General features: G+C 32.0%; 13 protein-coding genes. All 13 read left to right on the top strand.

Annotated elements, in window-relative coordinates; genetic code table 11:
• Positions 1 to 32: 32 nt before the first annotated feature.
• Genes FA045_RS14760 through FA045_RS14700 form a run of 13 tightly spaced genes read left to right on the top strand, consistent with a single transcriptional unit; the run spans position 33 to position 14627 of the window.
• Positions 33 to 1298 carry an ABC transporter ATP-binding protein gene (locus FA045_RS14760; protein WP_136877844.1) on the top strand — a complete coding sequence of 422 codons (1266 nt, stop codon included), beginning with the start codon at positions 33 to 35 and terminating at the stop codon, positions 1296 to 1298.
• Positions 1291 to 2028, top strand: coding sequence for a DUF268 domain-containing protein (locus FA045_RS14755; RefSeq protein ID WP_136877843.1), 738 nt, complete (start codon positions 1291 to 1293; stop codon positions 2026 to 2028). Before FA045_RS14760 ends, FA045_RS14755 begins: the two co-directional genes overlap by 8 nt.
• Positions 2025 to 2888, top strand: a complete 864-nt coding sequence (locus tag FA045_RS14750) for an alpha-1,2-fucosyltransferase (RefSeq protein WP_136877842.1) — start codon at positions 2025 to 2027, stop codon at positions 2886 to 2888. Before FA045_RS14755 ends, FA045_RS14750 begins: the two co-directional genes overlap by 4 nt.
• Positions 2873 to 3871, top strand: a complete 999-nt coding sequence (locus tag FA045_RS14745; RefSeq protein WP_136877841.1) for a glycosyltransferase family 2 protein — start codon at positions 2873 to 2875, stop codon at positions 3869 to 3871. The genes FA045_RS14750 and FA045_RS14745 overlap by 16 nt, the downstream gene beginning before the upstream one ends.
• Positions 3871 to 5010, top strand: coding sequence for a glycosyltransferase family 4 protein (locus FA045_RS14740; RefSeq protein WP_136877840.1), 1140 nt, complete (start codon positions 3871 to 3873; stop codon positions 5008 to 5010). Before FA045_RS14745 ends, FA045_RS14740 begins: the two co-directional genes overlap by 1 nt.
• A complete protein-coding gene (locus FA045_RS14735) occupies positions 5011 to 6015 on the top strand; it encodes a glycosyltransferase (protein ID WP_136877839.1) in 1005 nt (334 codons plus the stop codon).
• The gene (locus FA045_RS14730; RefSeq protein WP_136877838.1) at positions 5990 to 7204 is read left to right on the top strand and encodes a glycosyltransferase; all 1215 of its coding nucleotides are present in this window, start codon (positions 5990 to 5992) and stop codon (positions 7202 to 7204) included. Before FA045_RS14735 ends, FA045_RS14730 begins: the two co-directional genes overlap by 26 nt.
• On the top strand, positions 7188 to 8240 hold the full coding sequence (locus tag FA045_RS14725; protein ID WP_136877837.1) for an acyltransferase family protein: 1053 nt from the start codon (positions 7188 to 7190) through the stop codon (positions 8238 to 8240). The genes FA045_RS14730 and FA045_RS14725 overlap by 17 nt, the downstream gene beginning before the upstream one ends.
• On the top strand, positions 8237 to 10366 hold the full coding sequence (locus tag FA045_RS14720) for an NAD-dependent epimerase/dehydratase family protein (RefSeq protein WP_136877836.1): 2130 nt from the start codon (positions 8237 to 8239) through the stop codon (positions 10364 to 10366). The genes FA045_RS14725 and FA045_RS14720 overlap by 4 nt, the downstream gene beginning before the upstream one ends.
• Positions 10348 to 11295, top strand: coding sequence for a glycosyltransferase family 2 protein (locus tag FA045_RS14715; protein WP_136877835.1), 948 nt, complete (start codon positions 10348 to 10350; stop codon positions 11293 to 11295). The genes FA045_RS14720 and FA045_RS14715 overlap by 19 nt, the downstream gene beginning before the upstream one ends.
• Positions 11292 to 12437 carry a glycosyltransferase gene (locus tag FA045_RS14710; protein ID WP_136877834.1) on the top strand — a complete coding sequence of 382 codons (1146 nt, stop codon included), beginning with the start codon at positions 11292 to 11294 and terminating at the stop codon, positions 12435 to 12437. Before FA045_RS14715 ends, FA045_RS14710 begins: the two co-directional genes overlap by 4 nt.
• A 1-nt stretch (position 12438) precedes the next feature.
• Positions 12439 to 13395: a DUF6625 family protein gene (locus FA045_RS14705; RefSeq protein ID WP_136877833.1), complete on the top strand. Its 957-nt coding sequence runs from the start codon at positions 12439 to 12441 to the stop codon at positions 13393 to 13395.
• Positions 13396 to 13397: 2 nt separating this feature from the next.
• Positions 13398 to 14627 (top strand): glycosyltransferase, encoded by a 1230-nt coding sequence (locus FA045_RS14700; protein WP_136877832.1) that lies wholly within the window; start codon positions 13398 to 13400, stop codon positions 14625 to 14627.
• Positions 14628 to 14663: the final 36 nt, after the last annotated feature.

Raw genomic sequence — 14663 nt, 5'->3', positions numbered from 1 at the left:
AAGAGAGGGAGCTATCTAACTAGGAATTAAACATGTCAAACATTGCTATCAAAGTAGAAAACCTCTCTAAAGCCTACCAATTGGGTCAAATAGGTACTGGAACCATCAGTAGAGATTTAGAGCGTTGGTATGCTCGTGTACGGGGAAAAGAAGATCCTTTTTTACGCATTGGGGAAACTAATGACCGCAGCAGCAAAGGTACCAGCGATGTAGTTTGGAGTTTGAAGGATATTAACTTTGAAATTGAACAAGGTGATGCGGTGGGTATTATTGGAAGAAATGGCGCTGGCAAAAGCACACTACTTAAAATTTTAAGTAAAGTTACCGCCCCTACTACTGGTAAAATAACCGGAAAAGGTAGAATAGCCAGTTTATTAGAAGTAGGTACAGGTTTTCATCCAGAATTAAGCGGTAGAGAAAATATCTTTTTAAACGGCGCCATTTTAGGAATGCGCAAAAAGGAAATCCAGCGAAAATTAGAAGAAATTGTAGATTTCGCAGGAATTGAACGCTATCTAGATACACCTGTTAAACGCTACAGCTCTGGCATGTACGTTCGACTAGCTTTCGCCGTTGCCGCTCACTTAGAAAGTGAAATTTTAATTGTGGATGAGGTTTTAGCCGTAGGCGATGCAGAGTTTCAGAAAAAATGCTTAGGTAAAATGGGCGAAGTGAGCAAAGGCGAAGGAAGGACGGTGCTTTTTGTGAGCCATAATATGGTAAGTATTAAGCAATTATGTAATAAGGGGCTCTTATTGACAAATGGAACGGCAAGTAATTACAATGAAATACCTATCATTATTAATGACTATTTAAACCAAAACAAAAACATTTCTCGTTTAGACTTGGTTCCGGTTAAAAATCGAATTATAGACGTATTATCTATCCTACTAAAAAATTCTTATAATATAGAAACCTCAGAAATTAGTGTTTTGGAACCTTGGAGTGTTACTATATATTTTCAGGTTAATGAAGAAATTAGAGGTCTAGTTTGTGCTGTTGGCATCGTAAGCTTAACAGGAATAGCACTAAAAACTACTTGGCACGAGCCTAGCGATTTAAAAAAAGGGAAGTACGCAGTTACATTTTTTGAAGAAAACTCCCATTATGCTACAGGAACTTATCTTGTTCATGTTGGGTTATCAAAAAACAAGGAAAATATACAATTCATAGAAGATGCTATACAATTTGAAATAGTTATTGGGAATGCACAATTAAATAAAAGTAAATTAGACTATAGTGTAAACACTGGAATATTAATAGACCAGATGAAATCTACACTTAAAACGAATGATTAAAAAAATTTATCACAAGCTTAAAAATAAGCTGTTCAATCATCCAAATCTTCCTAAACATTATTTAAATGATCTTAATTTATTTAGAACCTTAGACCAAAGAAAAAGATTTGAACTAAATAATAGTGACTTATTTCCTTGTTTGAATGATAAAACAGAGAAAACAGGATTTGATGCACACTATATTTATCATCCCGCTTGGGCTGCGAGAATAGTAAAACAGATAAATCCTGAAAAGCATATTGACATCTCCTCTACCCTGCACTTTTGCTCCATCATCTCTGCTTTTACACCTACAGAATTTTACGACTACAGACCTGCGGATTTGAAGCTAAGTGGATTAATGAATGGAAAAGCTGACTTAACCCATCTCCATTTTGAAACAGGAACAATCGAATGTATATCTTGCATGCATACTATAGAACACATTGGTTTAGGTAGATATGGAGACCCTATAGATCCAGATGGAGATATTAAAGCAATATTAGAGCTAATTAGAGTCACAAAATCAGGTGGTTCAATTCTTTTTGTTACACCAGTTGGTAAACCAAAAATCATGTTTAATGCTCACCGTATATATGATCCAGCTATGATAATTGATCTATTCAATGGATGTGAAATTAATAACTTTTCTTTAGTGAAGGATGATAATGATTTTATTTTTGATGCAGCGCTTGCACTAGGTTCTGAACAAACCTATGGTTGTGGTTGTTTTTGGTTTATAAAAAAATGATAGTTATTGTAAAACTAATGGGCGGTTTAGGAAATCAAATGTTCCAATATGCCGCAGCAAGATCACTATCATCTAGAAAAATTTATTTTGACGATAGTTTTTTAAATAAAAATAATATATCATCTGAAGACTTTACAGCAAGAAGGTTTGAACTTCATATTTTCAGAAGGCTCAAGGTTAAAATATTAAATCCTTATGCTCAACGTTTACTCCTAACCAAAAACAAAAAATACGATTTTTTAAAACTCCTTTTACCAAATAGTCTAAAAAGAATATGTCATATAGATGATAGCAATATTAATGAGAATTTAAGCAAAAAACATCAAAATGAGATTTTATATATTGATGGATATTTCCAAAATCCAACATACTTTAATGAAATTAGAAAATCATTGCTAAATGAATTTGCTTTTCCAGAATTGGATGATAAGTTTACAGGACTGCTAAATGATATAGAGAATTCAAATTCAGTAGCTATTCATATCAGAAGAGGTGATTATCTTAAATCGAAGATAAATGAACATCATGGAGTTTTACCATTATCGTACTACAAAAACGCTGTAAAGATTCTCGAAGGTAAATTGATAGACCCTAAATATTTTATATTTTCAGATGATCCTAATTGGTGCAAAAACAATTTCGCTTTTCTTGCAAACAAAGAAATAGTTTCTAAAGAAAATGAGCCATGGATTGACATGTATTTAATCTCTAAATGCAAAAATCAGATTATTGCAAATAGCAGTTTTAGTTGGTGGGGAGCTTGGTTAAATCAGTTCATTAATAAAATTGTAATTGCCCCCAAAAATTGGTTTAATTCTATTGAAAGTAATATTGTTCCTAAAGAATGGATCAGCCTTTAGTTTCAATAATAATGCCTGCTTATAATGCTGAGAAATACATTAGTGAAGCTATTGAAAGTGTTATCAATCAAACTTATAACAATTGGGAGTTAATTGTTATAGATGATGGGTCTAGCGATAATACAGCTACTATAGTTAATAGCTATTATGATAAAAGAATTAAGACACTATTAGAAAGTAATGCAGGACAGTCATTACAATTGAATAAGGGAATTGCTATTGCTAAGGGAAAGTATATAGCTATTGCACACGCAGATGATATAAATCTACCTAACAGGTTAGCACTCCAAGTATCTTTTTTAGAGAAAAATGCCTCTATCGGAGTGCTTGGCTCAAAGATTAAAATTTTTAATGAAAATCATCATTATTATAATATGCTTGAGTTTCCAGAAAACTCAGATGAATGTTATCGTATGCTATTCTACGCAAACCCGATAGCACATCCAGCGGTTATGATAAGAAATGGGATTCTAATACAAACCGAAATCAGATACAATGAAAATCATAAAGCTGCAGAAGATTACAATTTATGGATAAGGCTAAGTGAGAAAACAAAAATTGCTAATTTACCAAACTGCTTAGTTCTTTATCGTACACATAAAAATCAGACATCCAACTTAAAAAAAGTTGAAGAAGAAAAGGTTGTTAATGAAAGCAGACTTCTCTTAATAGAGCAATTAACCAAGGATATATCAGAACGATCGAATTTATTATTGTTTAATTTTTTTTACGATCATAAAAAGTTAAAACATTTTGAACAATGGGAAAGCTTATTCCTAAGCTATCGACTGATTGTTGCAAAAGAATACATGACAGTAAATACAGCGAGACACTTTTTAATTTCCATCTTTTGTCGAAACCTAAAGTCAATACCTTACATAAAGAGGATAAGTCATATCATTTATAGTCCATTGATTTTTTCAATGTTTGGTTTACGATATTTTCTTAGTGTTTTTGCAAACTTATATTTTGTGCGGTCTTAATGAAACTTGTTTTTATCTCATTACTTAAAGGAAAATTATGGGGCGGCAGTGAAAATCTTTGGTTTAATACTGCACTGTTAGCGGCAAAGAAAAATTACAGCATCCTTGTAGTAATTGATGGCAATATTGATCCAAATAAAATTGAAATTTTAAAATTTTTTGGTGCAAAAGTTATTTTTTTTGAGGACCATCTAACAAATATTAAAGATAAGCTATTAAGCAGATTAGATAAAGATTATGCTGTAAAAATGCTCTCAAGACATTTAGAAACTAAAATCAACAATTTTGCTCCAGCTTTAATTATAGTCAATCAGCCTGGATGTTACGATTTAGCATTTGATAATATAACGGCAAAATTTTTAACGCAAACAAACTCCAAATTCGTTATTACATTTCATTCTTATATTGCCGATTTAGTGTTAACTGAAGAAAGTATTTTAAAGATGACTAAGCTTTGTTCTGAGGCAAAGGGGAACTATTTTGTAGCAAAAAAACAGTTTAATGTTTTACAGAAGCAACTAAATACAGAGCTCAACAACGTATTCTTTATTCAAAATCCGATAAACCTAAATAGCATAACAGATTTGTCCTACCCCGACAATGAAACCATCAAATTTGCAATGGTTAGTAGTTTAGATATTTTATGGAAAGGACAAGATATACTTTTAAATATTTTTTCGAAACCCGAATGGCAGCAAAGAAAATGGCACTTAAGCATATTTGGGGATGGGCCTGATTACGAGAAATTAAATAATTCAATTAACAAACTTAAATTAACAGAATTCATTTCTTTAAAAGGACATCATTCAGATATATCTGGTATATGGGCCACTCATCATTTGCTACTTATGCCTTCGAGAGTTGATGCTGCCCCTTCAGTACTTCTTGAAGCTATGGCTTGTGGAAGAACTGCGGTTTGTACCAATGTTGGTTTTGTAGATGAATGGATCGAAGATGGTGTAACTGGATTTATTGCGAGTAAACCTACAGAGGAAAGTTTTGAAATTAAATTAAATGAGATGTGGCAACAACGATCCAGATTAAAAGAAATAGGCCAACAAGCTAAAATGGTTTTCCTGTCGAAATACGTTCACAATGCTGATCAAGCATTTCTAGAACATTTAGAAAATAAAATTTAAATGTCTCTCAAGGGTATATCAATATTAGTATGTACATATAACGGGTCGCTTCAACTTGCTGCTACTCTTCAACATCTTTTTGCTCAAACGAATTTAACAGCAATTAATTGGGAAATTATCATCATTGACAATAATAGCAATGATGGCACCAATCTTATAATTGAGGATATTATCATCAATAATACTAATTATCAAATACGTTCCTTTTTTCAACCGAAACCTGGAAAGATAAATGCCATTAAAATGGCGGTTGAACATGCTAAATATGAATATCTTATTATCTGCGACGATGACAACTGGTTAAATAAAGATTACGCATATACTGCATTTGATTTTTTAGAAAAAAATAGAAAAATTGGTGTGATTGGAGGGAAAGGTAAGCCAGCAAATTCAGTGAGGCTACCCGAGTGGATAATACCACATTTACATAATTACGCAGCTGCTGCTCAATGGCTCTGCTCTGCCGACATTACGACAAATATAGGTAGCGTTTATGGGGCAGGAATGGTGATAAGAAAAGAAATTTACGATTTTGTTTTCGACCAAAATTGGCCATTGTATTTATCGGCAATGAGAAATGGTAAAAACTTGATGAGTGGTGAGGATACCGAAATTTGTTACATTACTAGATTATTGGGTTTCCGAATCTATTATTTAGAGAAGTTAGAATTTAGGCACAATTTTCCGCCATCAAAAATCAACGAAAAATATTTTTTGAGGTTAAACTATTTCTTTGGATACGGTGCTGCTCTTTTAACCCCTTATAATACAATCAATGAAAACAAAACATTTTTTTTCACAAAAACTTTGCTATTAGAGATTTATCGCTTAGCCAGATATGATCTTTTCGGCATTATTGGAAATTTAAATCTTGAGCGTAAGAAAAAACTTAAATATCGCCTTGGATTTATTTGTAGTTTAATTGACAACCGTCGTAAAATAAAAAGTTTAAGCAACTATCTAAAGAAAAAGTCTTCCATTGCAAGTACTTCACATCATTTCTAACAAGGATAAGAGCGGTGGCACATTAGCCGCTATGGATTTGCATAATGCCTTATTAAAACAGGGATACAAAAGTTCTGTATTATCAACCGATAGATTAGAAGGCCATTTACATGGTCGTGGTTATAGGAGGTATGGAGGTATGATTGGACATTTACAAAACATACTTATTAAAGTTGAAAATATTTTAGCCAAGCCAGGCTTAATTAATTTTCTAGATAATTTTTTGCTTGATAGCTATCTGAAAAATTTTAGAGGTGTAGTTCATATACATGTAACGCATGTAGCGCAAACCTCATTTATTTTACTTAACCATTTAGCTAAATCAAACAAAGTAATCTGGACCCTACATGACTTATGGCCATTAACTGCTAATTGTATACACCCTACCTATTGTAAGAAATGGTTAAGTGGTTGCAATAATTGCCCTAAATTAAATGAATATCCTGTATTAAAATGGGATAATACACCAAATCTTCAGCAAAAAAAACAGGCTTTTATTAGCGCACACAAGATTTTTTTTATTGCCCCTTCTAAATGGATAAAAGCTGAGGCAAAAGAATTGGTCAGAAATTTGGACTCGAGTATCACTGTTATTAAACATGGGCTAGACACCTCAGTTTTTAGACAGCAAAAAATAGAAGATATAATTCTTACAAGAGCAAAGATTAAAATTCAAGATGATGAGATTGTCGTTTTTTTCCCTCAAGCTCGTTGGGATGATGCGAAAAAAGGAAAGGATTGGTATAGTGAGCTACTAGAAAAGATGGAAAAGGCTAATTTGCTTCAAAAATTTTGCTTCATCAAAATTTACGGTGATGAAATTGAGGTTAAGGTACGTACTAATTATTTTAAGGAAATTACGCTTCCTTACGTAACGGATAAGCTTACTATGGCATCTTATTACACCGCAGCAGATGTTACAGTATCCATAAGTGAAATTGAAACTTTTGGTTTGTGTATTGCCGAAAGTCTTGCTTGTAAAACACCTGTAATTGCTAGATATGCTAATGGTGTTAATGAATTATTAGACTTTAGCACTGAAATTACAGCAGAAACATCAGGCGAACTAGCTGAGTTAATCATATCAAAAAATTGGAAAAGATTTGACTATCATAAACTTTATTCACAAAATTTTAGTTTTGAAAACTGGGCAAATAAACACATAGAATTGTATGAGTTACCCATTTGAAACATTCGGAGATAGATTTAATCCAAAACATAATGCAATAGGCTTGTTACGCCTAATTTTAGCATTGCTTGTAATTATACAACATAGTTTTGCGCTGAATGGCATTAATGACCCCCTAAGTAACATAGGCTTTATAAATTTTGGTGCAATCGGAGTTTATGGCTTTTTTATCTTGAGTGGTTTTCTTATAACAGCTAGTTGGACAAATACGCAATCAATTATTCGCTTCACTCTAAAACGTGTCATTCGTATATTTCCAGCATTTTGGATGTGCCTAATTTTAACCACTTTTTTAGGCTCATTCTTAATTTTAAAAATCAATGGTACTGAATTTACATTTCAACTGTTCAAAAGCCAGCTGGGGTACATCTCTAACAATGTGTTTTTGATTATAAATCAGCCTAGCATAGGTGGACTGACTGATACCCTTCAAGAAAAATCTTTAAACGGATCTTTATGGACTTTAGCTTATGAGTTTCTGTTTTATATGCTTTTGGGGTTTGCTGGGCTATTTGGCATTTTAAAACATAAAGCACCAACGATCTTATTAATTACCATTTACATCGTAACTTATTGGCTAAGTGACTGCAAATGCACCATCTTTTTTAAAGTGTATACATCACAGCAGGTTGCCATTTTACCCTATATGTTTGGTGTAGGTGTGATTTTTAATGTGCTACTCAATTCAATAATATATAGCAAACTTATATTCTTGGCAAGTGTATGTCTATTTATTATTGACATTTTTTATAACAAAAGCATGCCTCTCTATCCTTTTTTTTTAGCATATATACTTTTATGGCTAAGTATAAATTTACCCTTAAAAACGATAGAAAACTTCGGGGACTTCTCCTACGGTATATATATCTATCATTTTCCAATCATTCAAATTATTTTACTTACCAAATCTAATTTTACTCCGTGGATGCTAGTAATTATAACAATTATCCCTACATTTTTCTTAGCCTTTTTGAGCTGGAATTTTATAGAGAAGCCCGCATTAAGGCTCAAAATTTTATTAAATAAATCACGATGAGTATACCAAAAATTCTTATCCTTGGTGGGGGTGCAGTTGTTCAAGAATATTATTTACCAGCTTTTAAATATCTTAACTTATTAACTTCATTAACCATAATAGAACCAAATGAAGCTAATGCTAAGAAACTTTCGGCACAAAACGTGGAAGTGAAGAAAATCACCTATCAAGCTTTTTTTGATTGCAATGAGGATTGCTATGATTTTGCTATTATTACTATCCCCAATTATCTACATGCAGATGCTATCAAAAGTTGTTTAGCAAATAATATTACTACACTTTGTGAAAAACCTTTGTGTTTAGATAATGAAACTTTCGAACAGATTACTCAGCACAATGCAAACTATCAATCGAGTGTATTTGTTGCGATGGTTAGAAGGTTAATGCCATCTTTTCAAGCATTGAAAGATAGCCTTAAAAGTATTGGATCGATAAAAAAAATCATTATAGCAGACGGAAATCCTTACTCATGGCTTGCCGACAGCGAAGATATTTTTAGTAAAAAAAATGGAGGTGTTTTAGCCGACATGGGCGTGCACTATATAGATCTTTTGAAAGATCTTTTGAAAGAACCTATAACCTCAATAAGTTATAAAGACGATTTTCAAGGTGGCGTAGAGGCTAATTGCGATTACAAATTAAAGAGTAGTTCTGGAATTGATATTGAATTAAAGTTATCAAGAACGAAAGTTTTGGAAAACAAGTTTACTATTATTGGTACTAATGGAACATTATGGCTAGAAAAAGATGATTTTGAATTTGCTTATTTTCAACCTTTTGGGTTTGAACTAATTCACAAAATTAGAAAGGAAAATGCATTTACAAATAAAAATTTAGCCTATGTTTTTGAGGCTTGCTTTGTTCAGCAGATACAAAACTTGCTATTACAATCATCATCATTAGTTCCAATAGCCGAAGCAAAAAATACAACTGCATTAATTACTGAAGCATACAAACACCATCAAGAAAAGTGCTATAATGGTAACCCCGTTGATAACTATTTAATTACTGGGGGGACAGGATTTATAGGTTCTGAGCTAATACAACGTTTAATGGCCAATCCTAACAACATGGTTAAAGCTGTTGTTAGGGGCTACAGAAACTGCGCAAAAATTGGAAGATTTAATTTAACAATGCCAAAAGTTAACTTGTTAGAATATGATGCATTAAAATTGCATGTAAAAAATCAAAAATATATTGTTCACCTCGCCTATTGTTCACAAGATGATGATGCATATGAAATAAATGTTGAAGCTACTAAGAACCTTGTGAAAGTGGCATGCGAAGAAGAAGTTGAAGCCATTGTAATATTAAGTACGATGAATGTATACGGCTTTCCAGAAGGTACGGTTACAGAACAAAACAAAATTAAGCCAGCGGGAGGTATTTATGGAAAAACAAAATCAATGATGCAAAAATGGGTGTTAGATTTTGCCAAAACACAGACTAAAACTAGAATTGTTTTGTTAAACCCTACTTGCGTTTACGGACCTGATGGAAAAACTTATACCCAGCTGCCTTATACTCTTGCCCAAAATAATAGATTCTGTTTAATAGATAATGGAGAAGGATTAGCTAATGTAGTTTATATAGAAAACTTACTTGATGCAATAGAGTTAGCTTTAAAAACTGAAGGTGCGCACGCCCAAAATTTCATAATAAATGATGGAAACATCAAGTGGCGAGACTTTCTGAAGCCTTTACTAAAAGAATTTGGCAAGGATATTCCTTCTTTAAAAAAAGAAGATCTACTCAATAGAAGTTTTGAAAGCAGAAGTACGCTAAAACAGATAGGCAACTTCTTGCTTACCAATTATAGCTTCGTTGAGCTTATCAATAGACATAAAATTTTAGGTAAAGTTAAAAAGCATTCATTTAAATTATTACCCCTATTCAAAAGTAAATTAAATTATAATAGGGAGAAAATTTGGTCAAATAACCAATCTGTTCTAATTAAAGATCTTAGCCAAGAAAAATTTAATCCACCAATCTGGTTAAACGAACTTTTCGGAAATACTAAAAGCAAATTTTCTTCGAACAAAGCTCAAAACCTTTTAAATTGGAAACCTAAAATATCTATCGATGAAGGGTTAAACCTAACCGAAAAATGGCTGAAAAAAAAATAAACGATTTAGTTTCGGTAATAATACCTGCATACAATGCTGAGTTAACTATCGAAAAAACTTTGGTTTCTGTTTTTGAACAAACATATGAAAATATAGAAATCATCGTAATAAACGATGGTTCTACAGACGATACACTAAAAATTCTAAGAGCTTTTGATGAAAAAATAAAAATTATTTCTACTCCAAATCAAGGAGTTAGTAATGCCAGAACCTTGGGTACTGAAAATTCCAAAGGAGCATATATTCAGTTTTTAGATGCAGATGACTTACTTGATAAGCATAAAATAAATGTACAAATTTCCGCATTAAAACAGCACGATGCAGATATAGCATACGGTGACTGGCAAAAATTTGTAATTGAAGATGGCGAGATGAGAATTACAGAAATGATAAAGCGGAGGTTGTCGGATTCAGTAGCAGTAAATATTTTTAGTGATTTTTGGTGTCCTCCAGCTGTGCTGCTTTTTTCGAGAAAAATTATTTCTGTTATCCAATGGAATAAAAATTTACCCGTTATCCAAGATGCAAGGTACTTATTAGACGCAGCCTTATCTAATGGAATCTTTACCTACACTCCCGGAATTATGGCTAGCTATAGAATAGGCCAAAGAAATTCGCTTTCTACTAAGAATAATTTAGCATTTGTAAAAGACTGTTTTGTAAATGCACAAGAAATATATGACTATTGGAATAAGGAAAGTGCCATTAAAAAGGAAGAAAAACATGCAATTGTGAGATGTGTTCGATATTGTATAAATGAGTTTAGATATTTAGATCGTAAGTTGCAAAATAAAGCAATTGATTTTCTGCTTAAAATCTCGCCAAATTATATTCCAGAGGAAAAAGGAAGTTTGAGAATTTTGTCAAGTATTTTAGGTTACAAGAACGCAGAAAAAGTTGCCATGCTAAAAAGGAGATTGATAGGATGAAAATAGCTTTAGTTAGCGCCTATTTCTATCCATATTCTAATGGCGGTACAGAGAAATATGTACTAAATCTAGCAAAAAAATTAATAATTGAGGGAAATATTGTCAAAGTAATCACTGCATTTAAATCCGTTCAAGACGAGTTTTACTTTCAGGATTTGGAAGTTATTGTTTTGCCAGATGAGACAAGTACTGACAGAGGTATTATTACTGGGTGCACTAATCCAAGTAATCTAATCTTCTTCAAGTCCATTTTGGAAAAGGAGAATTTCGATCTAATTCATTTTCATACACTAACGCCTGCATTTAATATATTTCATTTAGAGGAAGTACATAAAAATGGTATAAAGATCCATTTTACCGCTCATGTTCCGGCAATAACCTGCATACATGGTGACTTAATGCAATTTGGAGAAACAGCTTGCCATGGGAAAATTGATAATAATTTATGCAAGGCATGTTATCTAAATAAGAAAGGTGTTCCAAGACAACTATGCAAGTTAGTAAGCAAAAGCGTCGACATTGTCGGCTGGCCAAAATCTATTTTCAATGTGGTGACCCAGAAACAGAGAGATTTACAAAAACTAAATAAATTATGTGATAAATTATATCTTTTTACAAATTGGCAAGAAAAAATCTTTTTATCAAATGGCTTTGATAGTGCTAAAATTAAAATAACAACGCAACTAATTGGAGAGGTTTTAGTTCCACAAAAAAAAGTGAACAGAAAAACAAAAACTATTGCATTTATTGGACGTATAAGTAGAGAAAAAGGCCTTCATATACTTATTAATTCATTTATTTTGTCTCATCGAAAGGATTTAAACCTTTTGATCATTGGTATTGAAAATGATGCTGAATATTTGACAACAATACAAAAGATGAGTTTATCTCATCAAAATATTTTGTGGAAGTTTAACTTAAGCAATGAAGAGGTTAGCAAATATTATAAAGACATTGATGTACTGATTATCCCATCAATTTGGTATGAGACTGGACCTTATGTGCTATATGAAGCTATTGAAAATGGTGTTTCAGTAATTGCAAATAATTTAGGTGATATGTCGATTTGGAGAGACAAAGGGTTTCAAGTGGAAGTATACAATTCTTCGAGTGAGCTTGTTAACTTATTGGAAAAAATTTAAGGTGATAGACTATTTAGATAGCAAGAATTATAAAAAAATCTTGTTACTTATTCCTTATTTTGGAGAGTGGCCAAAATATTTTGAATTGTACTTAAGTAGTTGTAGCCATAATGAATGGTTACAAATATTATTTATAACTGACCTACCCATACCAAAAAAATATCCTAACAACATAAGATTTGAGAAAAGCAGTTTAAATGAAATTTCATCATTAATTGAGGTTAAACTTAGTTTATCAGGTTTTGCGCTAAACAATGCCTACAAATTATGCGACTTCAAGCCAACTTACGGCATTATATTCGATAATTACACGATTGGTTATGAATATTGGGGTTATGGAGATATTGATCTTTTTTACGGAAATTTAGAAGAAAAAGTTAAATATGAAATCTCTAAATCTTATGATGTTATTTCAGCTCGAGAAGAAATCGTATCTGGTTCTTTCACTTTGATAAAAAACAATAATTATAATAATAACCTATTTAAAAAACTCGATCAATTTGAAAAATTAGCAAAAAGTGAACGATATGAGGGGATTGACGAAACAAGCCATAATTCAGAAATATGGTTTGGTTTAGGCAAATTGGAACTTCCAAAGTCTTGCTTTACTTATATTGTGGCAAAAGAATCAGAGTTGGGAAATATTAAATCATCTTTTAAGACTTTCATTTGTGAAAACCTACCTGCTAATAGAGTTATCAAGTTTAAAAAGGGTCAATTATATCTAGAAAACAAAACACTAGGTTACTTTCATTATGTAATGAACAAGAGAAAAATATATTTTGATTATCCGAATTGGAAGGAGATACCGGATATATTTTATATAACTGATTCTGGATTTTACAAATACCTTTGGATGGGTAAATTCTTTGGGCCAATCAAGAAATTTTTTGGGTTAACCTCTTATTACGTAAAGAAATCACCAAAAATTGTATCAAAGGTTATGAATAAACTATAATAATGAAAGTAGCAGTTTCTAATCCGTCTGTTGGTCCACATGTAAAACAAAATGTTATTGCCTATTTTGAAAGAAATAAATTACATAAATTTTTTACTACCTTTTTCTATCATCCAAGTCATAAATTTTACTCTTTATTGTCAAGAATAAAATTCATAGAAAAAGAACTGCGCAGAAGGCAATTTAGTTCTATTCCGATTAATTTCTTTGAAAACAAGCCCATTTTGGAGATTTTGCGTAGCTTATCGGCACGCCAACTAAGCGCAAAGATAACAGATTTAATATGGTATTATGCTGAACTAAAGTTTGATAAATGGGTCGCAAAAACGATATCAAAAAAGAATATCGATGCTATACATACCTATGAGCATTGTGCTTTGGAAACTCTTAAAAAGGCAAAAAAGGAAAATATTTTCGCCATTTATGAGCAAACAAGCGTTCATCATAAATTATTTAAAAAAATTATAGAAACTGAACTTATAAAATATCCAACCCTGATTACCACCTCCTTGAAATTAGCATTATATGATAAGCCTGAAAAAATAAACGCAAGAAAAGACGAGGAGATCATGCTTGCTGACATTGTCATTTGTAATTCCAGTTTTACGAAAAATTCTTTAATTATCGCTGGGGTAAGCCCAAGTAAAATTGCTGTGGTTCCTTTAGGATTTCCTGAGGTTCATCTAAATCATAAAAAGAAAAAAGATACTTTTATTTTTATGTATGCAGGAAATTTAACTTTTAATAAGGGTATTCACATTTTATTAGAAGTTTGGAATGAGCTACAATTACCATTTGACAAAGTTGAATTACACTTATATGGAGCTTACTTTTTACCAGAGAAATTAAAATTAGGTTTACCAAAAAACGTTCATTTTTTTGGTAACATTAGACATGAAGAGTTGATGGATATTTACCAAAATTCCTCTGTTTTTGTTAATCCAACTTTAGCAGATGGTTTTGGCATGGTTATTACAGAAGCAATGGCGAGTGGTTTACCTGTAATAGCTAGTAAAAATTCAGCTGCCCCCGATTTAATCATTCACGAAATTGATGGATTATTGGTAGAAGCTGGAAGCAAGGACGATTTGTTAGAAAAAATGCTTTGGAGCTACAATCATAAAGATGAATTACTTCAAATGGGATTAAAGGCTAAACTAAAAGCTCAAAACTATGGTTGGCCAGCCTACAGGAAAAAATTAATTGAAACCATAGAGAGTAAGCTAAATTAATGTCCGCAAAAATCTGTTTCATTACACCTAATCATA

Source organism: Pedobacter cryotolerans, from assembly GCF_005116475.1.
GTDB classification, from domain to species: Bacteria; Bacteroidota; Bacteroidia; order Sphingobacteriales; family Sphingobacteriaceae; genus Pedobacter; species Pedobacter cryotolerans.
Note: the sequence above shows the minus strand (reverse complement) of the source record. Positions and strands in the feature narration are given on the sequence as shown.